Source organism: Clostridium saudiense (assembly GCF_000577815.1).
Classification (GTDB): domain Bacteria; phylum Bacillota; class Clostridia; order Clostridiales; family Clostridiaceae; genus Clostridium; species Clostridium saudiense.
Map to the genome: position 1 here is coordinate 1 of NZ_CBYM010000031.1, position 22714 is coordinate 22714.

Consider the following 22714-nt stretch of genomic DNA (forward strand, 5'->3'; position numbering starts at 1 on the left):
CTATTCCTCCTAAAATCTATTCGATATATCTTTAATTTTCTTAATTTCTTATTTACTTGCTCTTTTGTTTTTGTGCTCTCTCGAATCACCTTACATCTATTATTATATAATAATAATTATTAATTACAAGTCTTTTTTGAAAAATTTTTTAAAAATTTTCTAATTGATAATATATATCAGTTAGCATTATTACTAGCTTTATCTATTTATATATAGATATTGATTATCAATTGATAAATTTCTCATTAAATAAAGAGCTATACCTTTTAGTACAGCTCTTCACAAATTTCACTTAAATAGTTACTAGAGATTTATTGATTAAATTCATGTTAATCTTAACTTGAAAGTCACTTATTAGTTTTAATTTAAATATATAATTTTCATTAACTATTATATAAAAATATACTACTTTAATCTTATTATAGATTTAAATAAATCTCCATCGACTTCAATATTAAAGCTTCCACCATGAAGCTCTACTATACTTTTAGCTATAGCAAGACCTAATCCTGACCCTTCTGTGCTTCTTGATGAATCTCCACGTTTAAATCTATTTGTTATTTCATTAGTATCAAAGCTTAATTCATAAGCTGATATATTTCTCATCACTATTATAACTTCTTTTTCTTCTTTATACATATCAATATAAACTCTAGTATTACTTAATGAATATTTAACTATATTAGAAATAAGATTTTCAAACACTCTATATAATCTCTTTCCATCTCCATTAATAAATATCTTTTCTTCTGGAACATTTAATTTAACATTTAAATTGCTATCTTTAAATCTTTCATCATTTTCACCTAATGCTTGCTTTAATAATTGCCCAATATCTATTTTAGCAATATTAAGTTCCATAGCTCCACTTGCTGCCTTAGATGCTTCAAATAAATCTTCTATTAAAACTTTAAGTCTTTGAGATTTTTTATCTAATATATTTACATAATCCATAGCAGTTTCTGGTTGTATATTTTCTCTCTTTAATAAATCAATATAATTAATTATTGAAGTTAAAGGTGTTTTTAAATCATGAGATACATTGGTAATAAGTTCTGTTTTCATGTTTTCGCTTTTCATTTCATTTTCAACAGACTTCTTTAATCCATCTCTCATATTATTAATATCATGAGCCAATTCTCTTAGATGTCCTCTTCCCTTTTCATCTATTTTATAGTTTAATTTACCTTCTGCTGCCGCCTTTGATCCAACCATTATTTTATCTAAATAAACTAAATCTTTAATAAATATTATAATATATACAATAGTTAATATTATTCCTGCAATTATTCCTATTGGCCATATATAAAGCATTGCTGATAAGAAAAATAATACTAATCCCATTGCTACATATAAAGCTGTCATTATTAAGAATGTTCTTATTATAGACCCTCTATTCATTACATCACTTAAATAGTTCCAAACCTTAATTGTAATATTATTTTTTAATAAAGTTCCTTCATTGTAGCTAACAATTATAACTCTAACTAATAAATAATATATTACAACTACTATAGATACCCATATTATTGATGATAAATTTAATCTTCTTATATAATTATTTGAATTATAGTAAATGTGTGGCCCAATATTCCAAATTATCCACCCTATAATTCCAACTCCAATTTTATATTCGATAGGATACCCTTTAACCTTATTTATTATTTTTTCTATTAACGCTACCTTTACTTTATATTTAGCTAAGTATAATAAACAAAATATTGTTAGAACTAAAAATATTACAAATGTAATACAACTTAAATAAAAACTAGTAACATTATGTTGCACCCCCTTAAAGCTTTCAGAAACTACATCCCCTGATTTAAGTTCCTTAGGCATCCATATATATAATGTTATATTATGTTTTTCGCTATAATCATACTTAAGTTGGGCAATAGACGTATTTTCATAACTATAATTAGAGAATCTAGTACTATAGCTATAATTATCAATAAATTTACCTAATATATTATTCTTATCTATTTCCTTACCATTAACATATATTTTTTCAATTATGTTTCCATTATAATCAATATTTATTTCTTTGAAATATCTACTATTTTCTATAATCTCAGTAGAATCAATTTCACTTCCACCAATCCAAACATCATTTAATTTATCATAAGCTCTAAAATTTAAATTAACATAAGATTTTATTTTATTATTTAAATTACTTGCACTATTGCTTTTTCTATTTAAAATATACTCATTCATTTCTTCATCACTTAAAGTATATTTTTCATCTATTTTTTCTCTTTGTTCCTCTAATATCTTTTCTTGCTGTTCATAAGTTAAACTATTAAAGCTATCATCATTATATTTAGAAGTTCTATAATTATCGTATTCATTATTAGCCTTATCTAATAATTCAGCCTTACAAATATCTATATCATTTTGAGTTATATTATCCTTATCCTTAGCATAACTAGCTGATTTATAATATAATGAATAATCCTCTACCAAACTTGTATAATCATTTATATCATTTGCTACTTGAGTTTGTAAATATACTCTCTCTGGTATAACATATCCCAAGTTATCTTTAATTTCTATGCCTAATAGAAATGTACATGCTAATGATATAACAGTTAAAATATAAATTATATATTTGCTATTATTACTACTTAAAATATTTCTTTTGTTATTTTTTATCTTTTTATCTGAAACTATTATTTCTTCTTCATTAATATTTTCTTTACTAGTATTTTTCGATTTTATATCCAATACCCCACACCACCTTTAAATATTTAGGATCCTTAGGATTGATTTCTATTTTTTCTCTAATCCTTCGTATATGTACTGCTACTGTATTTTCTGCATTATAACTAGGTTCTTTCCATACATTTTCATATATTTCATCTATAGAAAAAACCCTTCCTTGATTTCTTAATAATAATTCTAATATGCCAAATTCAGTTGCTGTTAATTTAATTGATTCCCCATCAACTAATACTTCTTTTGTATCTTGATTTAATGAAAGTCCTCCACTACTTATTATTGAATTACTTTCCTCTTCCTTTTTCCCACCATAGTTTCCAAAGACAGTATACCTTCTTAACTGTGACTTAACTCTTGCTATAAGTTCTAATGGATTAAACGGCTTAGTTATATAATCATCTGCCCCCATATTAAGACCTAATATTTTATCTGTATCCTCTGATTTTGCAGAAATTAATATAATAGGGATATTCTTTTCCTTCCTTATTTTCATTGTAGTTCTAAGTCCATCCATATTAGGCATCATTATATCCATTAATATAAGATATACATCATTTTCCATTAAAGCTTCCAATGCTTCTAATCCATCATAAGCTTTAATTACATTAATTCCTTCATTTCTTAAATATATATCAATAGCATCAACTATCTCTTTATCATCATCTACTACTAAAACATTATTTTTCTCCATACCTAAATTGCACTCCCTTCATAATGTATTATTATACCATGCTACTTAACTTATATTTATATAGTAACAAGAAAGTCTTACAAAAAAATTATTATATTTATTACAAATTTATTAAGAAAGCCTCCAAATTTTCAATTTTGCTCCTTGAAGGTACACTTTAGTGTACTCAGCGACCGTTAGGGAGTCGAGTTTCCTTTAAAAAATTATCATGGTAATACGAAAAAAATAAATGGAATATCTACAGGAATCAATATAATCTTCCTTCCGATACTCCATTTATCTTTTTCTTTATTACCAGATGTACGGCATTGAGCCAATTTAATTTTAATTAGTTAATGCTTGTGCTATTAATAATTGTAGCTTGGTGTTAGGTTTAAATTATTTTTTCGTTATTACTCATCAAAAAAATTATATTGTTAATAAAAGTCCTGCAATTGTAGCACTAAGAAGATTTGCTAAGGTTCCACCTAATACTGCTTTCCACCCTAAACGAGCTATATCATGCTTTCTACTAGGTGCCATTCCTCCTATACCTCCAATTAAAATTGCTATAGAAGAAATATTGGCAAATCCACATAATGAAAAAGTTACTACAGCTATTGTTTTAGCTGATAATGTACTCATTATTTCAGAAAGACTTGTAAATGCTACAAATTCATTTAATATTATTTTTTGACCTATTAATGAACCTGCAACTACTGCTTCCTTCATTGGTACTCCTATAATAACTGCTACTGGGGCAAAAATATATCCTAAAATAGATTGTAAACTTAAGTTAGTTATTCCAAACCATCCACCAACCATTCCAATAACACCATTTACAAGCGCAATTAATGCTACAAATGCTAATAATATTGCTGCTATGTTAAGAACTAGTCCTAATCCATCAATAGCTCCCTTAGATGCTGCATCAACAACATTTGCTGAATCATCCTTTACCATTTCAATTTCTTCATTTACTTTAGCTTCTTTTATTTCTGGAATTATTATTTTAGAAATTATAAGTCCTGCTGGAGCTGACATAAAACTAGCAGATACTAAATATTCAATAGGAATTCCTAATAATGAATATCCAACTAATATTGATCCAGAAACGGAAGCAAGGCCTCCAACCATAACTGTAAATAATTCAGATTCTGTTAATTTTTCAACATATGGTTTAATTAAAAGGGGTGCTTCTGTTTGCCCTAAGAATATATTTGCTGACGATGATATAGTTTCTAACTTAGATGTACCTAAAAGCTTCGCTAACCCTCCACCTATAAGCTTTATAACAAACTGCATAATTCCTAAGTAATATAATACTGATACTACTGCTGAAATAAATATAATTACGCCTAAAACATTAACAGCAAAAATACTTCCATCATTAGCTAATGAGCCAAATAAGAATGATATTCCTTCTTTTGCATAATCAATTACAGATTGAACCCCTAATGCAATCTTACTTAATACATATTTTCCAACACTCCATTTTAATGCAGCAAATGCAAATGCAAATTGAATTATAAATCCAATAATCACAGTTCTCCAATTTATTTTTTTCTTATTATTTGAAAATAAAAATGCTACTAGAAATATAAAAGCTACACCTATAATACAATTTAATATTGCCACAAGATACACCATCCTTTGTTAAATACTTTTTCTCATTTAGTTTTATCCAAAATGTAGTCTTATATTCTTTTGCAAATAAAAAGACACCTCTGAAATCAACCCAATATTTAGGTTTATTCCAGAGGCATAAACTATTTCTGTATAATTATTTAATTATATAACTCGATACTATTTCTCCAAAATATATTGTATGATAATCTTCTAAAGGATATTTACTATTTTTTATATCCTCATTTAAATTCTTATCACTCATTGTAGTTTTATAAAGAACTCTACATTCAAAATGCATACCTTCCATATTTAATACAGGAGTATTTATTTTTTCCGATTCTCTAGTATCAATATTTAATTGTGCTAATTTATTAATATCTTTACCACTTTTAGTTCCTAAAAATGCTATTTCCTTATCCACATTTTTATATGGTATTGTAACTGTAAATTCATTTGTTTTTTCAATTATTCCATATGTATATCTTTGTGGTCTTACCATAACTGTAAATACAGGTTTACCCCACATGAAACCAATACTTCCCCAAGCTATAGTCATTGAGTTCACTTTACTTCCACTCTTAGTTGTTAAAAATATTCCTTTACTTAAAAGTTCAATATTTTTTTCTAAATTCTCATTATATGATACAAATCTTTTAATCATTTAACTCGCCCCTTCAACTTATTAATATTAAAACTATATAATATTATACCAATTTTTAACACCTTTTAATACCACTAACCTATTATCAACCTTAAATATAGATAAATTGCCACATTATGATTTAAATATTTAAAATTTCATACCTATATATTAATTTTATATAACTTCTTTTCCAAAAGGCATTAATGCTAGCTTGGCCATTTTAAATGATTGTGCTGCAAATGGAATTCCTACTATTGTTATACATAAAATTAATCCACTTACTATATTTGTAATACATAACTCTAACCCACCAAATATCAACCATAATATATTCATTAGTAAATTCCCACTACTATCACTTACTGTAACAACTTCTTTACCAAATGGCGCAAGCTGTAGTCTTGCCATTTTAAAGCATTGCATTCCTACTGGTATTCCAATTATAGTAATACACCATATTATCCCTATAAAACACCATCCTATTGCACCAATAAGGCCCCCAAATATTATCCAAATAATATTTCCTAAACACGACATAAACATTACCTCCATTAAATTTACTTACATATGATTCTTACTTAGTATATAAGGAAACTTTCCTAATTTGAAATCAATTTAGTATTCTTAAGAATATTTTAATAATTAATTTGATTTGTAAATTTCTTATTTATCAACAACAAGTTAAGAGATAATATTAACTCTAATTTTCTTTTTATTCCACAATGTGTATTTATTTGCCCTAAATAAAAATAAGTTTCTTTTATAATATGTTTTCTATTTTAAAAAGGAACTCTTTTATTTTAATTCATAAAGTAAATATAATATTTACTCTTATTGACTTATTATAGTAGACTAATATATAATTAATAAATATTGAAATCTTTTAATAAATTTAATATTTATTGCATTGAAAAGGAGTAGTACTATAATACTGTAATCTTTAGAGAGCTGTTGGTTGCTGCAAAACAGTGATACATTTATAGGAACTTGCCTTGGAGCTTACTTGTTAAAAGCAAGTACGGAATCCCCGTTACGGATTTGAGTGAGAACCTTTTTAGTTAAAAGTTAGTAGTTTTTAGTTAGTAGTTAATGTTGAAACTCTTAATCAGTTTCTTAAATATATATTTTTTTAATTCAGCTACGACGATTTTATTCAACACCTATTACCTTTTAACTTATAAAATAGTTCTAATAAGAGTGGTACCGCGAAATATAGCTTTTCGTCTCTTAATTGAGATGAAGGGCTTTTTTTATATATTTTTATAAAATTAGGTAAAAATTATAAATATAATTAGTTAGGAGTATTTCGTTTTGAATTGATAGTCTTGAATTAGTAATTGAGGATAAAATATTTCTAAATTCAGCTCAGCTGAATTTATTCCTTAACTATTAACTCTTAACTATTAACTCTTAACTATCCAAAGGAGTGTTTAAACTATGAGTAACTACGGAACTGCCATTGATAAAAAGTGGCAAAAAAAGTGGCAAGAAACTGAACTTTACAAATTTAATCCAGATGCAGAGGGTGAAAAACTTTATGTTTTAGAAATGTTCTCTTATCCATCAGGAAGCCAATTACATGCTGGTCACTGGTTTAACTATGGACCTGTTGATTCATGGGCAAGATTAAAGAAAATGCAAGGATACAATGTATTCCAACCAATGGGATTTGATGCCTTTGGTTTACCTGCAGAAAACTTTGCAATTAAGACTGGAATTCATCCATGGGATTCTACTGAAAAGAATATTAAAACTATGGAAGAACAATTAAGAGCTATGGGAGCTATGTTTAACTGGGAAAATGAAGTTATAACTTGTACTCCAGAATATTATAAATGGACTCAATGGGTATTCTTACAATTATTAAAGAATGGCTTAGCTTACAGAAAGAAAGCTCCTGTAAACTGGTGTCCATCTTGTAACACAGTTTTAGCTAATGAGCAAGTTGTTGATGGTGCTTGTGAAAGATGTTCAACTGAAGTTACTAAAAAAGACTTAACTCAATGGTTCTTTAAAATTACAGAATACGCTGATGAGCTATTAGAAAAATTAGATACTTTAGATTGGCCTGAAAAAACTGTTGCTATGCAAAAGCACTGGATTGGTAAATCTACAGGTGCTGAAGTTAACTTCAAAGTTAAAAATTCAGATATTAACTTTAATGTATTCACAACAAGAGTTGATACTTTAAACGGTGTTACATATGTTGTTTTAGCTCCTGAAAATCCATTAGTTGATGAATTAACAACAGATGAAAATAAGGCTGCTGTTGAAGAATATAAAGAAGCTGCTAAAAAGCAATCAGATATAGAAAGACAATCTCTTACAAGAGAAAAAACTGGTGTATTCACTGGTTCATATGCTATAAACCCTATAAATGGTAAGGAAGTTCCAGTTTGGGTTGGAGACTATGTTCTTGCAACTTATGGTACTGGTGCTGTTATGGCTGTTCCAGCTCATGATGAAAGAGACTATGCTTTTGCTACTAAATTTAACTTACCAATAGATCAAGTTATAACTAGTAAAAAAGGTGAAGAAGTTGAATTACCATACTGTGAATACGGTGTTTTAGTTAACTCTGGTGAATTTGATGGATTAACTACTGAAGAAGCTAAAGAAGCTATTGTTGAAAAACTAGCTAAACAAGGTTTAGGCTCTGCTAAGGTTAATTACAGATTAAGAGACTGGTTAGTTTCAAGACAAAGATATTGGGGTGCTCCAATTCCAATAATCTACTGTGAAGATTGTGGTGCTGTTCCAGTTCCTGAAAAAGATCTTCCAGTTGAATTACCATACAATGTTGAATTTGCTCCAGATGGTAAGTCACCACTTGCTAAGTGTGAAGAATTCGTTAATACTACTTGTCCTTGTTGTGGTAAACCAGCTAAGAGAGAATGTGATACTTTAGATACATTCGTTTGCTCTTCTTGGTACCAAATGAGATATGTAGATAATAAAAATGATAAAATCGCATTCGATAAAGAAAAAGTAGATAAGATGCTTCCAGTTGACAAATATGTTGGTGGACCTGAGCATGCTTGTATGCACTTATTATATGCAAGATTTATAACTAAGGCTTTAAGAGATATGGGTTACTTAAGCTTTGATGAACCATTCAAGAGCTTAACTCACCAAGGACTTATCTTAGGACCAGATGGATTAAAGATGTCTAAATCTAAAGGAAATACTATATCTCCAGATGATTACATCAAAGAATATGGTGCAGATGTATTTAGAATGTACTTAATGTTTGGATTTGCTTACACTGAAGGTGGAGCTTGGAGTGATGATGGTATTAAATCTGTTGCTAGATTTGTAGATAGAATTGAAAGATATCTAACAATGTGCAGAGAAGCTATTGAAGCTGGTACTAACAATAAAACTACTATGGATAAAGCTGAAAAAGAATTAAACTTCTGGTTAAATAACGCTATTAAAGGTGTTACTGAAGATGGAGAAAAAATGCAATTCAATACTGCTATTGCTAGAATGATGGAATTCATCAATGCTTTATCTAAATACATGAAAGAAGAAACTAAAAACTTAGATTTCTTAAAGAATGTATGTGAAAGCTTTATTAAGATTTTAGCTCCATTTGCACCTCACTTTGCTGAAGAGCAATGGTCATTATTAACTGGTAAATACTCAGTATTCAATGAATCTTGGCCAGCATTTGATGCTAAAGCCCTAGTTAAAGATGAAATTGAAATAGCTATCCAAGTTAATGGTAAAATTAAAGCTAGAATCAATGTTGCTTCAGATTTAAATGAAGAAGGAATTAAGGCTGCTGCTTTAGCTGACGAAGCTGTTATAGCTGCTACAGAAGGAAAAACTATAGTAAAAGTTATCGTTATTAAAGGAAGACTTGTAAATATAGTTGTAAAGTAGTATAAGCTAAGTGAGAATCCAAATTTTAATTTGGCTATTCGAACTTACTCCGCGAGTGAAGCGAGTGGAGTTTCCTTAAATAGGAATCCAAATTTTAACTGACACTCTAAATCTTCGATTTAGCTAGTGGAAGTTACCTACTTGGTAATTTGGTTATTCGAACTTGCCTAAAAGTCGAAATTAAAATTTCGCTTCTTGAAGGTACACTGTGTGTACTCCGCGAATACAGTGAGTGGAGTTTGTTAATTGAAATTAAATAGAGACTATATCAAAATAATTTACACACCCGTAATATTTGATATAGTCTCTTTTAATTTACTCATATTAACCATAAAAAAATAATAATTTTAATATAAATATATATTAGCTAATATAACAAATCTTATATTTACTTAATTATAGCTATATAATATATAGATTTGATTATCTGAAATCTTTTCTTCTAACTAAAAAACACACTAATAACTGCAATTCCAATATATAAATAAGGCCCATACTTAATAATTGAATCTTTTTTATTATACTCTTCAACCATAGTTTTATTTGAAAGTTTCTTAAATATAATGCTAAGTATTTTAAATAAAATAAAACCTAAAATAGTTCCTAAAGTATTCATTATTAAATCATCAACATCTGTTGCACGAATAGTGAATAATTGTCCAACTTCAATAATAAGTGAAAATATAAAACCTGCAAATACTGTAGGTATAAACTTTCTAAATTTATTCCATAATGTTGGTAGTAAAAATCCAAATGGCATAAAGAATATTATATTAAGTATTGTTGAAATTTCTATTCCACTGCTGAGTGGTATAAAATTTAATACTGGATCAAATATAGGTACCCCTAACATTACTTTTCTTTCCAAATCACTTAAAGTTGGAAACCCAACTATATCTTTTAATGAAATAACAAGATATAAAATTAAAAAATATCCAAATAAGTAATGTTGCCACTTTATCTTCCCACTGCTCTTTTTATTTAAAATTATATTTATTATTGTTATTAAAACCATCGATACTAATATTGCTAATAAATAACTCTCCATCATAAGGCCAATCCCCTCTTTTGATTATTGTTTTCTACTAGTAATATTATAATCTTAAATACTTAAAAGTAATTTTCAATTTTCTTAAGATATTATTACAAATAAATTCTAATTAACATTTTTAATAATATTATATCAGATTATTAAATCATTAATACTCGTGCATATACTAATCATCTTTAAATAATTGGAAATACAATTTAAAATCTGCTAATCTTAAATTATAATATATAAAAACTGGGGGATTAGTAATGAATATTAGAGTCGCAAAACCTGAAGATGCAGAAGAACTTCTTAACATCTATAAATACTATGTTGAAAATACAACTATAACCTTTGAATATGATACTCCAAGTGTAGAGGAATTTAAAAATAGAATTAAAAATACTTTAGTTAGATATCCTTATTTGGTTGCTGAAGATAATAATAAAATTTATGGATATGCTTATGCAAGTGCTTTTAAAGTAAGACCTGCTTATGATTGGACTGTTGAAACATCTATTTATGTACAAAATTGTGATTCAAGAAGTGGTATTGGTACTTTGCTTTATAATGAACTTGAGAAATATCTTAAACTTCAAAATATAATAAACCTTAATGCTTGCATAACTTATCCTAATGAAAAAAGTGAAAACTTCCATAAAAAATTTGGATATAAAACTGTTGCTCATTTTACTAAGTGTGGCTATAAATTTGGTAAATGGAATGATGTTATTTGGATGGAAAAATTCATTGGAGAACATAGTGCTGTCCCTAATGCTATAATTCCATTTTCAAAAATCTGCCTATAAATTAAAAGCAGCAAGTACATTACTTACTGCTTTTAAAACTATTTTATAATTTTCTTAAAATAACTTGTCCATTTGTATTAACATTAGGTAATGACTTTATATATTTCTCTTCCTCCTGTGGAAAAATTCTTACACTTCCCTCTTCTTCGTTTTCTTCATAACTTTTAACCTTATTATCATCACTTTCAACAATTAAGTTACTTTTATGTTTTTCTTGAATCAACTTACTATTATTATCTATAGTAACTATATTATCTATAGCTTTAAAATTATTTGATAAAACAACAATTGAACTTAGTATAAAAAACATAATCACAACTAAAGCTAAATATTTTCTACTTTTTAAATTCACTAATAATCACCCCTTTTTATACAAGTTTATTAGCATCACATATTAATTATTACATTACTTTCATAGTATAATTTAAATAACTATACTGTTTATTTATATAAAAAGCAACTCTTAATATTTACATTTATATCTAATAAACTAAAAAATAATGAGATTAGAAATAACTATACTTCTAATCTCATTATTTAATATCTTAATTTAAATTTCTTTCTTAAACTATAAAACCTTGTCTTTGCTTAACCTTGTTTCTTTAACAATTATTTTTCTATAATCACTAACATTGATTCTATTTAAAAGTCAATTAACTTACTTTTAAATATATTATCATATTTATTAAATGCATAATATTGATTATAGCATATGCTCCTATCAGCACTTTCCCTACAAATATTGATCTCTTCATTTGAGTTAGATTAGATTTTTCACTTCTCCAATACCAATATATTAATACTAAAGCAAATACACCTATTTTCAAAAAATATGGCTCAATTCCATTTATAATTAATTTCATAAATGAATTTGCTTCTCGAAATAAATCAGGTGCTTTCCATAATAAAAATTTTGTAAAGAATAAATCAGTTAAATTTAATATATATAATGTAATTAAAAAGTTCCCTAACTTTTTTCTACTTTTCCCTCTTATATCAATAACTGCACATTTCATAACATAAACCCCAACAAAAATATATCTTATATATACATTATTTACATTTATTGGTAATAAGTCAATGCTTTTTAGATTATTTTTAACAAATAATTATAAGAGCATCTAAGCATAATTCAAAATATGAACTATTCCTGATGCTCTTAATTTAAATATCATTTAATACTTCTTTGAACTCTTCTAAAACTTGAGAAACTAAATTTTCATCAAGCTTTTCATAATAAGGTAAAAGATTTGATTCTTGAATTGCTTCAAAAGCTCTTCTACTTGATTCCATCCAATTTTCTGGTATATAAACCCATACTATTTCTGTATAACTACAACTTAATAAGAAATGTTCCATTCCAAAGAAACTATATTCTTCGATATTATGAAGTTCATTAAACTTTTTATAATCTTCAACTATTTGTGAAGTTATTTTATATTCATATATATCAGCATAAAAGAAGTCAAATTCTTTTCTTTCTGCTTCATAAGCATTACAACAGACTATATTAATCTTGGGATTTTTAGGAAAATTACTATAATATAAGTCTACAACTTCTTGGCTTATTTCATAAACAGTTATTTCTTCCACCTCAGGCTTTTTAGCCATTTCTTCAACAGCATACCCAAGTCCAAGTCCAACTACCCCAACTTTTCCTTTTGCCATTTTTATAGCAAAATATGAGGCTTGTATCTCTAATGGCGTCAATCTCATCCATACATGTTCTGGTGCATGTAACTCTAATATCCTAACATTTAACTCATCTTCTTTAGAGTATAAATATCCCTGGATCGTTCCTTTTAATCCATCAATTGATTTTATTTCAAAGTCACCTATTTTGTTATTTTTTATTTTATTATTGTATTCTTGTATTTTATCTAAAACATATTCTCTATCAAAAGGCTTCAAAATTAACAATCCTCTCTTTTTAACAATTCATTTGCTAAATTAATAATTAACTATAATATTAATAGTTAAATTTGGTTATATTAAAATTATTATAATAATAGTATCTTCAATACCTTTTATATTATATTGACAATTTATTCAAAATTCAATATGTGATATTTTATTCATTAGGAATATTTTTACATTATGTCCTAAAAAATATATTGCTATTTCCGAGTAATATGGTATACTATAAACATAATTTCAAAAAAATTCGCGAGGTGAACATAATGAGTAAATTTTTAGTAAGTGAAGAAGCATACAAGGAATTCAAAGCTTTCCTTGAAGAAAATGAAGTAGAAAACTACAGCATAAGAATAAACTTAGCTGGATTTGGTTGCAGTGGCCCAGCTTTCAATATAACTGTTGATGAAGCAAAAGAAGGAGACATTTCTGAAAAGATTAACGACATCACTTTAATTGCTGAAGAAAAATTAGTTGATGAATTTGGTGGATTTAGATTACTTTCATCAGAAGAAAACGGTGGTAGAGGATTATCATTAAAGCCTGTTATCGAAGTTGAAGGTGGATGTGGTTCTTGTGGCGGTGGATGTCACCACTAAGATAAAGTAAAAGCTAAGCAGCTTAAACTGCTTAGCTTCTTTTATTAAATTTATCATAATAAATATGCTCTAATAAACAAATTCATATTCTACATATTTATTATTAACTTCTTGCATTCCTTGAAGTATATCTACCCAATAATCTTCCTGTATCATAGTCTTTTCTTTTTTGCTATCAGGTACATTACAATTTTTTGAGTAGAACTCTGTAAAGTAATTATTTAAATCTGTTGCCATATCCTTTAGCTGTTTAAAATCTGTTAATACTTTTCCTTTTAGCTCTATTACATCAATTTTTTCTGTCATATCATTTTGGATATATGAATATAGTAATTCTTCAATCTCTGAATATAATTCATTTTTACTTGTGGTGTTTAAAACAATATTTTTTGAATTACTTCTCTTATTCATAAATATACTATTGTCTGAATTAAGGTAATTACTCCATAAGCTTAACTCGACTTCTGATATCTTACTATAATTTCTATATAAGGTGAATAAATCAATATTGTTTACACTTCCTGCTGAAACACAGCTATCTAATATTGATAGTATAGATTCATTTCTATATCTTATTTCTTCAATTTTATTATAATTTTGCTTTCCAAGCTCATATGTATACTTTTTATTTTCTATGGCTTGATAAATGTTCATTGTAAAGCTTATCATTAAAATAAACACAACAATCAAAAAACAATTGTCTTTGATATTAGTTCTTGATTTCATAAGCCACCCCCATTACCTTAAGTATACCATACAAGGTTACAAGTGGCAAATTACCTTGATAATATCCTATAATTAAAAAGAATTACTTATAAAGTATTAGTTCTTACATATTTAAATACTACTTTCGTATTAAATTATTATTTTTATTTATTATACTAAAATATTCTTTATAAATATAAAAATAAAGTCAGCTTTACGCCAACTTTATTTTTAATTATCTTTATATCTGATAATATCACGTTTAATAGAGTCAAGTAAGTTATTTAATTCCCAAACTTCTCCTTCCTCTATTAACTTATTTAACATTACTTGATATCTACTTGCTTCTCCAGTCTTTCCTAAAGACATTAATGTCATAATATTATTCATTATATTTGTAATAATATCAGACTTAACTTCAAATAATCTTTGAGCATCCTTAATTTCATCCTTTATTTCTAGCATTTGCTCATCTAGATTAAAAGCTGAATCTGCTGCTAATTTAAGTTTATCCTGAATCTCCTTAGGTATATGCTGCTTATATTTATAATTCAATGAATGCTCTATAGTTGCCCAGAAATTCATTGCTAAAGTTCTTATTTGAAACTCTGCTAATATAGGTTTAGGACCATCTGCCATATATACAGTATACTTAATAATCATATGGTAACTTCTATATCCACTTGGTTTAACATTTCTAACATAATCTTTTTCATAAAGTATTTGCATATCTTTTCTAGCTCTAATTAACTCTATAACTGTATCTATATCATCAACAAACTGGCACATAATTCTTATACCAGCTATGTCCTCCATTTCTTCACCTACTCTATCTAAAGGAATTTCAAATTTATTTGCCTTTTCTAAAAGGCTTGAAACTTCTTTAACTCTTCCAGTAACAAATTCAATTGGAGAATATTCATTTCTTTTTCTATACTCTTTTCTTATACTCTTAAGTTTAACCTTTAGCTCATCTACTGCCTGTTCATAAGGCATAAGGAAACTTTTCCAGTTTTGCATCGCCATACACATCACCCTTAATTTTTATACAAATACATTATATCAAAAACACTTAAAACTGTAACCAAAAATTACAAATTCATATTAATCTAAAACTTTAATTGGATCAAAATCTATAAAATCACATGATGTCATTATATATTCAATTCCATTTATTACTCCCTCTATTGCCTTAACATTAGATGGTCCATGTAAATGTCCATATATAACTTTTTCAACATTGTACTCTTTAAATATTTTCATTAGTTCAGATTCCTTATTTTCTTCACCAAAAGGAGGATAATGAATCATAACTATAAATTTATCAAATCCTTGTTTCTTTGCTTCATCTAATGACAGTCGTAATCTAATTTGTTCCCTTGCATATATTTTTGCATCTTTAGAATTAAACTTATCACTACTTGGATCAAGCCATCCTCTTGTACCACAGATAGCATAATCATTATATGTATAAAAGTTATTTTGTAAGAACTTAGTATTATCATACATTGCATTTAACTTCGAAATACTATTCCACCAATAATCATGATTTCCTTTGCTTATAATCTTTTTACCTGGAAGAGAATTTACCCAATCTAAATCCATCTTACTATCTTCATGCTTCATAGACCAAGAAATATCTCCAGCAATTAGTACAGTATCTTCTTCTGTTATTTTATTTTCCCAATTTTTCTTTATCTTCTCATCGTGATTAACCCAATGACCACCAAATATGTCCATAGGTTTATCTGTACTTAATGCAAGATGTAAATCAGAAATAGCATATAGTGCCATAATCATCCCCCTTATCTCGTGTCTAAACTTATTCCTTATATATTATAACCACTTAATCTTAAAATAAAAAGCCTTCAAGGTCAATCCATATATTGGATTAGTCCTTGAAGGCAAATATAGTATTTATAACTATTCAACAACTATTTTATGATAGTTTTTCTTTCCTCTTTTAATTAAAGCAGATCCATCTTGAATGTCTTCTTCATTTAAAGTTCTAGTTACATCTGTAACTTTTTCTCCATTTAAAGATAAACCACCTTGTTGGATTAATCTTCTTCCTTCAGCTTTTGATGGAACGATTTTATTTTCTGCCATTATATCTAAAATAGTAGCTCCTAATCTGTCTTTAGAAATAGTAACTGTAGGAACATTACTCATATCAACTCCACCAGCAAATAATGCTTCTGCAGCTGATTTAGCCTTAGCAGCTTCTTCCTCACCGTGAACAAGCTTAGTTACTTCGTAAGCAAGAACAGCTTTAGCTTTATTGATTTCAGCACCTTCTAAAGCTCCAAGTCTTCTTACTTCATCCATAGGTAAGAATGTTAGTAATGCTAAACACTTCTCAACATCAGCATCATCTACATTTCTCCAGTATTGATAGAAATCGTATGGTGATGTCTTTTCTGGATCTAACCATAAAGCTCCACCTACTGTTTTACCCATCTTTTGACCTTGGCTGTTAGTTAATAATGTACAAGTCATTGCCATAGCTTGCCCTTGAGCTTTTCTTCTAACTAATTCAACACCTGCAATCATGTTTGACCATTGGTCATCTCCACCTAATTCCATCTTACAATTATATTTTTGATTTAATACATAGAAATCATATCCTTGCATTAACATATAGTTAAATTCTAAGAATGATAATCCCTTTTCTAATCTTTGTTTGAAGCATTCTGCCGTTAACATTCTATTTACTGAGAAGTGAACTCCTACTTCTCTTAAGAAATCAACATAGTTTAAGTTTAGTAACCAATCTGCATTATTTACTAATATAGCTTTATCATCTGAAAAGTCTATAAACTTTTCCATTTGTTTTTTTATACAAGAAACATTATGCTCAATTTGCTCTTTTGTAAGCATAGATCTCATATCAGTTTTTCCTGATGGATCTCCAACCATTGCAGTTCCGCCACCAAGTAAAGCTATTGGTCTGTGTCCAGCCTTTTGCATGTGAGCCATAAACATCATTGCTATAAAGTGACCTACATGTAAGCTATCAGCTGTTGGGTCAAATCCTATATAAAAAGTTATTTTCTCCTTTTCTAGCAATTCTCTAGTTTCTTCTTCATGAGTAAATTGCTTTATGTATCCACGATCTAATAACTCGTCTAAAACGTTAGCCATATCCTTACCTCCAATAAAAAATCATATCTTTAGTATATATTTATTAAGTTGTTTTATCAAGAAGATTTCATGAATTCAAACTTCTTCAACTATAGTTAAACTACTAATAAGTTAAAATATAAAATTTTATGTAAAAAAAAGCTACTATAAAGATTTTAGCATTATATAATACTAAAACCTAATAGCAACTTTTTACTATTTATCTAAATTTAATTATTTTCAACCCTATGCTACATATTCTTTAATACAATCCGGTACTTCTTCACTTGTATCAACATTAATATTAATATAAACGTTAATACTAAATCTATCTGTTAATCCAGCAATCTTTCTAAATAATTCAGTGGCATCCTTCATAGTACAATTAACAATATTAGATAATCCATCAATATAAATATTTTCAATATCATAATTAGATGAAATTATCCCACATAACATTCCGTAAAAGCTTTGGCAATCTTCAACATAATATTCATTAGTATCTATAAATCTTATTCCTCTAGATAATTGTAGCATTGGTCTTGAATCATCATCAATATAAACTGAATCACCTTTAGCATCAACCATTTGGTTATTTGCTAATTCAATTAATCTTTTTGTCTTTCCAGAACCTCTTCTTGCACAAAAAACTTGAATCATTGGAACCACTCCTTTTTATATAAAATTATTTATAACATCTTTTTCATAAGAAAAAGATGTGCATTTAACATAAGAACATAAACAATTTACCCATATTTTTATGAAGTTATTATTAGCTTTAAAAAATATATTATTCAGTGTTCATCGGTAATATAACCTTAAAACAATCCTCTAAAGTAGAATTGATTAACCGAACCTTTCTTTTCCCCTTAAATGCTTCCTTTATTCTAACTATTCCATTTCCATCATTAATAAATCTCTTTCCCTCATCTAAAGATATAAGCTTATCGTAAATCCACATATTTCTTTTACTATATCCCATATCTCCAAATATATTATTTCTATCTACTAATTGACCTGGACTAATTACTATTATTGAATTTTTAGTTAAAATAATTTCAATAATCTTATCTATTTTAGAATATTCTCTATACATTACTGAGTTTTTAACTGCTTCCATAACTGCATAAACGGGATATTTACTTGGTAATAACGTATACATTTCTTTCTCAACAATATCTATCATACTTAGTAAATTTCCATTAATCATTTTAGACTTAGGATATTTATCATTATACTTATTTATAATTCTAATAGTATTGTGAGGTATACATATACTATTATTATCAGAAAATACAAGTAATCCTCCAAATGTACATCTAACCTTTCTTGTTCTTTTATCTAAAAAAGTTATCCCTGCACTTTGAAGTAAAAAGCTTTCATTTTCCTTATTAACAATTATCCCCTTGTTTTTAAAATATCTTGCAACTAAATCCATATTTAAAAATTCAGCGCTACTATTGATCATTTGGCAAGTCTCAACTGTCATTAATTGATTTTCTTCAAATGCTGCTACTAATTCTGACTTTCTCATTGTGTCAGTAATTGAACCTCTCCTAATATGAAATGCCCCTGTTTCCTTTATTTGATAAGGTTTTTGTCCCCCATCAAATATAGTTATTATTCCTATATCTTTGCCTTCTATATTAACTATTTCAACAGTTATAGGAATAGGAGGTTCACATCTTGAGCTTACAACCTGTTGAATTTTTTCCTCATCTAATGATTTAAGCTTATTAATTCCAATTATTCTTTTAGTTCTGTCCTCAATTCCAATTATAAGATATCCTCTTCCCCCTCTAGAATTAGCTATAGCACATACATCTTTAGCAAGTTCTTTTTTCCCAGATTCAGATGAAATATCTATTTGTAATTTAAAATCTAGCTTAGTTCCTTCACGTTGCTTAATTAAAGATAGTAGTTTCTTCTTATTCATAGTCCCTACCTTAAATTCTCTCTAATATATCTTATTCAAATCCAAGTCAATTCGTTAACCATATTGGACATATTCACATATGTCTATTTAAAACCTACCTTTTATCTATAGTAAAATTGCTTTTGAAGCTAATAATAAGTCTATAATATAGTATATTTATAGTAATAAAAAAAAGAACAAGGAAAATGACTTTATAACTATCTTTTCCTTTGTTCTTTAACAATGGCTAACTAAATTTTAAGCTAAAAACTATAAATAAGATTCTAACTTTTAATTAATTATATATATAAACTATTCATCTTTTTATAATATATGATACTTTTTATTAATATATTAAATAATTAATTAATAAAGGCTTTTTATTTATTATTTAAAGACTATCTTTAGCAACTCCAGTTCCCTTAATAGTTAATTTAGTTCTTACTTCTAAATCAGCTATACTTAATGGATCTTCTATATCTTCCTTTGGAAAGTACATTTCTGCTAATCTTTTAATATCAAAAATATCTAAATCCTTCTCTTTGTACTTATTAAAAATATATTCCATATATCCATTAATATATTCTTCTTCATTATAAACAATATAATCTAACACTGATTGATCAACTACTAAATTCCCTTGTATTTCACTTATATCTACATCAACATTAACTTCTTTTATTAATTTAAATTTTCCATCTTCGTAATTTAAAGTATCTTTAACACTGCTATCTAATATTTCTAAACTAATAAAATCTGATTTACTATTTGGATTAGTTGCTTCTAATACCCCACTTTTAGCTCCACCCATTAACATATTATACATTAAAGTATTTTCTACATCTATTTTTTCAACCAAAACATTATCTTTGAAAATAGATGCTCCATTTATTTCTATCTTTTTATCTAATGCATCTTCCTTTAAATCAATAGATGTTAATAATGCTGTATTTCCTCCCATTAATGTATTACTTAAATAATAATTAATATTAGATCTTACTGACTTAGAATTATACTTCTCCTTACCAACTAAATCATTTAAAAATAATCCTAAATATTCTTCATCTCCTGATACAGTATCTAATAAATCTTCAACATCTCCATAATAAACAAAAGCACTTGGCTTAATTTGAAAATCACTATTATTATTAATTAAATCTAAAAACTTTTTTATTCCATTTCTTGCAGCCTTTTCAGTAAATATATATGCTCTAGTTTGACTATAATCAAGTTTATAACTAGATACCCTATTAATATCCTCTAAGGCCTCCATAGCTGTTTTTCCTTCACCTTTATAAATAATACGTCTTCCCTTATCTGAACTATCATTAGTACTTCTATAAGGCTTTATACAATCTAAATATAAAATACTCTTTCCTAAATCATCAACATCAAAAATCACACTTGTTGGAAATGTGACTTTATTAATATCATGATAATTAAAACATCCTGTTAGAAGTAATGGCAATAAAATTACACAACATAAAACCCAAGCCTTTATTCGTCTATTTTTCATTAGCCTTATTACCTCCTGCTCCTATTATTTTATTAGAAATTCTATTTAACTTTCCTCTAAAGAATACATCCTTAAATCTATATTCACTTACAGTGCCAAGTGGAAATAAAAATGGATATCCTACAGAATCAAGTTCTACTATTTGAATAACATAAATCATTGAAGCACATAAGAAACCTGGCAAACCTAATAATGCTGATGCTAACATTATTACTATTGACCAAAATGAAACTGCACCATAAATTTTAGGAATTAAGAAATAACTTAATGTACTTATTGCAACTACAATTATAGTAATTCTTGATGCAATTCCTGCCCCTACAGCCGCATCCCCTAAAATAAGAGCAGATACTATACTCATTGCTCCACCAATAGGGTGTGGCAATCTCAAGCCGGCTTCCTTAATGAGTTGAAATGCAAGCATCATTACAATTACTTCAATAAAAGTAGGTAATGGTACTCCAGCCCTTGATACCGCTAACCTAAATACAAATAGGCTCGGAATCATTGAAAAATGATATGTAATTATTGCAACATAAAGTCCTGGCAAAAATGAAGCCATTAAAAATGCAATCCACCTTAAAATCCTGTTAAAATTTGTATAATACCTATTTATATAGTAATCATCAGGCATTTGAAAGTTTTCTAAAAAGAAATATGGAGCTGTTATTACAAAAGGTGTGCCATCTACAATAAGTGCTATACGCCCTTCAAATAACTTTGCTGCCACCTCATCTGGCTTTTCAGTATACCCTATAGTATCAAAAAACGAATGCTGCTTTTTTAAATTTGCTTCAATATAATTAGAATCTAATATAAATCTCATATCTAAATTTTTAATTTTATTTTTCACTTTATCTACTAATTCATTTGGAGCAACTCCTTTAATATATGCAAGTGCAACAGCTGTTTGCGATTCTTCACCAACTACAACAGCTTCAAATTTCAAATTAGGATTTTTTACACGTCTTCTTATTAGTGCAACATTATCTACTATAAGTTCATTAAACCCTTCTCTAGGCCCCTTTAAAACAGCTTCTGTTTCAGGTATTCCTATTCCCCTTCTTGGAAAGTTTTTAACCTCACAAAAGATAATTTCACTAAAATCTTTTAAAACTAATATAGCATCTCCTGACAAAACATGCATAAGTGCATCATCTAAATCCTTCGCCACTCCAGTTGCACTTATATCTAGCACCTTTTCCAATAAATCATTAGGGGTTTTTATAGAAGTTCCCTTTAATTGTCCAAATCCCCTTAATGGTAATATTAAATACTCCATCATCCATTGACCATTACATAAATCATCTATAAATACAATAGTACCATCACCAATTATTGTATTTACATCTTTATACTTTACATCAAAATTCCCTTCAAATCGTTGTTTAATATAACTTAAATTATCCATTTACATCACCTAAGGATATTATTCCTCTACACATGTTTAATATTCATTTTTTTTGAGAATAATAAAATAGACTTAGCTTATCTTATAGTGAATATTATTAATTTCAAATTATATATTCTGGAGTTAATAACACTTCACTCTTAG

General features: G+C 27.4%; 20 protein-coding genes and 1 other annotated feature. Of the genes, 3 read left to right on the plus strand and 17 right to left on the minus strand.

Annotated features, from left to right (window positions below):
* Positions 1–405 precede the first annotated feature (405 nt).
* The 5 genes from TY07_RS17405 to TY07_RS13095 form a co-directional block, all read right to left on the minus strand.
* Complete coding sequence (locus tag TY07_RS17405) at positions 406–2724, minus strand: HAMP domain-containing sensor histidine kinase (RefSeq protein ID WP_052330728.1); 2319 nt, start codon at positions 2722–2724, stop codon at positions 406–408.
* Positions 2699–3409, minus strand: coding sequence for a response regulator transcription factor (locus tag TY07_RS13080; RefSeq protein ID WP_042400751.1), 711 nt, complete (start codon positions 3407–3409; stop codon positions 2699–2701). Before TY07_RS13080 ends, TY07_RS17405 begins: the two co-directional genes overlap by 26 nt.
* Before the next feature lie 408 nt (positions 3410–3817).
* Positions 3818–5026: a NupC/NupG family nucleoside CNT transporter gene (locus TY07_RS13085; protein WP_042400753.1), complete on the minus strand. Its 1209-nt coding sequence runs from the start codon at positions 5024–5026 to the stop codon at positions 3818–3820.
* A 145-nt stretch (positions 5027–5171) separates the two neighbouring features.
* Positions 5172–5678 (minus strand): flavin reductase family protein, encoded by a 507-nt coding sequence (locus tag TY07_RS13090; protein ID WP_042400756.1) that lies wholly within the window; start codon positions 5676–5678, stop codon positions 5172–5174.
* A gap of 156 nt (positions 5679–5834) precedes the next feature.
* Positions 5835–6197 carry a YccF domain-containing protein gene (locus TY07_RS13095; RefSeq protein WP_042400760.1) on the minus strand — a complete coding sequence of 121 codons (363 nt, stop codon included), beginning with the start codon at positions 6195–6197 and terminating at the stop codon, positions 5835–5837.
* Positions 6198–6558: 361 nt separating this feature from the next.
* Positions 6559–6891, plus strand: a binding site (T-box leader).
* 206 nt (positions 6892–7097) lie between these two features.
* Between TY07_RS13095 and leuS the strand changes: the two genes are divergently transcribed.
* Positions 7098–9548, plus strand: a complete 2451-nt coding sequence (leuS, locus tag TY07_RS13100; protein WP_042400762.1) for a leucine--tRNA ligase — start codon at positions 7098–7100, stop codon at positions 9546–9548.
* A gap of 442 nt (positions 9549–9990) precedes the next feature.
* Here leuS and TY07_RS13105 read toward each other — a convergent pair whose 3' ends face one another.
* Positions 9991–10599: a VanZ family protein gene (locus TY07_RS13105; RefSeq protein ID WP_042400765.1), complete on the minus strand. Its 609-nt coding sequence runs from the start codon at positions 10597–10599 to the stop codon at positions 9991–9993.
* A gap of 248 nt (positions 10600–10847) precedes the next feature.
* On the opposite strand from TY07_RS13105, the gene TY07_RS13110 reads away from it, so the two are divergent.
* Complete coding sequence (locus tag TY07_RS13110; RefSeq protein WP_042400768.1) at positions 10848–11387, plus strand: GNAT family N-acetyltransferase; 540 nt, start codon at positions 10848–10850, stop codon at positions 11385–11387.
* A 43-nt stretch (positions 11388–11430) separates the two neighbouring features.
* Here the strand turns inward: TY07_RS13110 and TY07_RS13115 are convergent, their stop codons facing one another.
* From TY07_RS13115 to TY07_RS13125, 3 genes are all read right to left on the minus strand, one after another.
* A complete protein-coding gene (locus tag TY07_RS13115; RefSeq protein ID WP_042400771.1) occupies positions 11431–11739 on the minus strand; it encodes a hypothetical protein in 309 nt (102 codons plus the stop codon).
* 301 nt (positions 11740–12040) lie between these two features.
* On the minus strand, positions 12041–12403 hold the full coding sequence (locus TY07_RS13120) for a DUF5658 family protein (RefSeq protein ID WP_042400774.1): 363 nt from the start codon (positions 12401–12403) through the stop codon (positions 12041–12043).
* Between the two features lie 148 nt (positions 12404–12551).
* Positions 12552–13298 carry a polyamine aminopropyltransferase gene (locus tag TY07_RS13125; protein WP_042400777.1) on the minus strand — a complete coding sequence of 249 codons (747 nt, stop codon included), beginning with the start codon at positions 13296–13298 and terminating at the stop codon, positions 12552–12554.
* Positions 13299–13567: 269 nt separating this feature from the next.
* On the opposite strand from TY07_RS13125, the gene TY07_RS13130 reads away from it, so the two are divergent.
* Complete coding sequence (locus tag TY07_RS13130) at positions 13568–13900, plus strand: HesB-like protein (protein ID WP_042400781.1); 333 nt, start codon at positions 13568–13570, stop codon at positions 13898–13900.
* Positions 13901–13969: 69 nt separating this feature from the next.
* On the opposite strand, the gene TY07_RS13135 is transcribed toward TY07_RS13130, so the two are convergent.
* The 8 genes from TY07_RS13135 to TY07_RS13170 form a co-directional block, all read right to left on the minus strand.
* The gene (locus TY07_RS13135; RefSeq protein WP_042400783.1) at positions 13970–14626 is read right to left on the minus strand and encodes a hypothetical protein; all 657 of its coding nucleotides are present in this window, start codon (positions 14624–14626) and stop codon (positions 13970–13972) included.
* A 210-nt stretch (positions 14627–14836) separates the two neighbouring features.
* Complete coding sequence (gene yjbM, locus TY07_RS13140; protein ID WP_042400786.1) at positions 14837–15631, minus strand: GTP diphosphokinase; 795 nt, start codon at positions 15629–15631, stop codon at positions 14837–14839.
* Between the two features lie 78 nt (positions 15632–15709).
* The gene (locus tag TY07_RS13145) at positions 15710–16399 is read right to left on the minus strand and encodes a metallophosphoesterase (RefSeq protein ID WP_042400790.1); all 690 of its coding nucleotides are present in this window, start codon (positions 16397–16399) and stop codon (positions 15710–15712) included.
* Positions 16400–16528: 129 nt separating this feature from the next.
* The gene (tyrS, locus tag TY07_RS13150; RefSeq protein ID WP_042400793.1) at positions 16529–17749 is read right to left on the minus strand and encodes a tyrosine--tRNA ligase; all 1221 of its coding nucleotides are present in this window, start codon (positions 17747–17749) and stop codon (positions 16529–16531) included.
* A gap of 225 nt (positions 17750–17974) precedes the next feature.
* Positions 17975–18388: a hypothetical protein gene (locus tag TY07_RS13155; protein WP_042400797.1), complete on the minus strand. Its 414-nt coding sequence runs from the start codon at positions 18386–18388 to the stop codon at positions 17975–17977.
* 130 nt (positions 18389–18518) lie between these two features.
* Positions 18519–19664 (minus strand): AlbA family DNA-binding domain-containing protein, encoded by a 1146-nt coding sequence (locus TY07_RS13160; RefSeq protein ID WP_042400800.1) that lies wholly within the window; start codon positions 19662–19664, stop codon positions 18519–18521.
* A gap of 370 nt (positions 19665–20034) precedes the next feature.
* Positions 20035–21159 carry a Ger(x)C family spore germination protein gene (locus tag TY07_RS13165; protein ID WP_042400801.1) on the minus strand — a complete coding sequence of 375 codons (1125 nt, stop codon included), beginning with the start codon at positions 21157–21159 and terminating at the stop codon, positions 20035–20037.
* Positions 21149–22570, minus strand: a complete 1422-nt coding sequence (locus TY07_RS13170; protein WP_042400805.1) for a spore germination protein — start codon at positions 22568–22570, stop codon at positions 21149–21151. The genes TY07_RS13165 and TY07_RS13170 overlap by 11 nt, the downstream gene beginning before the upstream one ends.
* Positions 22571–22714: the final 144 nt, after the last annotated feature.

What these genes read in the sequence shown, in the direction of transcription:
- TY07_RS13080 (WP_042400751.1), bottom strand. Translation starts at nt 3,409, where the DNA reads ATGGAGAAAAATAATGTTTTAGTAGTAGATGATGATAAAGAGATAGTT.
- TY07_RS13090 (WP_042400756.1), bottom strand. Translation starts at nt 5,678, where the DNA reads ATGATTAAAAGATTTGTATCATATAATGAGAATTTAGAAAAAAATATT.
- TY07_RS13095 (WP_042400760.1), bottom strand. Translation starts at nt 6,197, where the DNA reads ATGTCGTGTTTAGGAAATATTATTTGGATAATATTTGGGGGCCTTATT.
- leuS (WP_042400762.1), top strand. Translation starts at nt 7,098, where the DNA reads ATGAGTAACTACGGAACTGCCATTGATAAAAAGTGGCAAAAAAAGTGG.
- TY07_RS13105 (WP_042400765.1), bottom strand. Translation starts at nt 10,599, where the DNA reads ATGATGGAGAGTTATTTATTAGCAATATTAGTATCGATGGTTTTAATA.
- TY07_RS13110 (WP_042400768.1), top strand. Translation starts at nt 10,848, where the DNA reads ATGAATATTAGAGTCGCAAAACCTGAAGATGCAGAAGAACTTCTTAAC.
- TY07_RS13120 (WP_042400774.1), bottom strand. Translation starts at nt 12,403, where the DNA reads ATGAAATGTGCAGTTATTGATATAAGAGGGAAAAGTAGAAAAAAGTTA.
- TY07_RS13130 (WP_042400781.1), top strand. Translation starts at nt 13,568, where the DNA reads ATGAGTAAATTTTTAGTAAGTGAAGAAGCATACAAGGAATTCAAAGCT.
- TY07_RS13135 (WP_042400783.1), bottom strand. Translation starts at nt 14,626, where the DNA reads ATGAAATCAAGAACTAATATCAAAGACAATTGTTTTTTGATTGTTGTG.
- yjbM (WP_042400786.1), bottom strand. Translation starts at nt 15,631, where the DNA reads ATGGCGATGCAAAACTGGAAAAGTTTCCTTATGCCTTATGAACAGGCA.
- TY07_RS13145 (WP_042400790.1), bottom strand. Translation starts at nt 16,399, where the DNA reads ATGGCACTATATGCTATTTCTGATTTACATCTTGCATTAAGTACAGAT.
- tyrS (WP_042400793.1), bottom strand. Translation starts at nt 17,749, where the DNA reads ATGGCTAACGTTTTAGACGAGTTATTAGATCGTGGATACATAAAGCAA.
- TY07_RS13155 (WP_042400797.1), bottom strand. Translation starts at nt 18,388, where the DNA reads ATGATTCAAGTTTTTTGTGCAAGAAGAGGTTCTGGAAAGACAAAAAGA.
- TY07_RS13160 (WP_042400800.1), bottom strand. Translation starts at nt 19,664, where the DNA reads ATGAATAAGAAGAAACTACTATCTTTAATTAAGCAACGTGAAGGAACT.
- TY07_RS13165 (WP_042400801.1), bottom strand. Translation starts at nt 21,159, where the DNA reads ATGAAAAATAGACGAATAAAGGCTTGGGTTTTATGTTGTGTAATTTTA.
- TY07_RS13170 (WP_042400805.1), bottom strand. Translation starts at nt 22,570, where the DNA reads ATGGATAATTTAAGTTATATTAAACAACGATTTGAAGGGAATTTTGAT.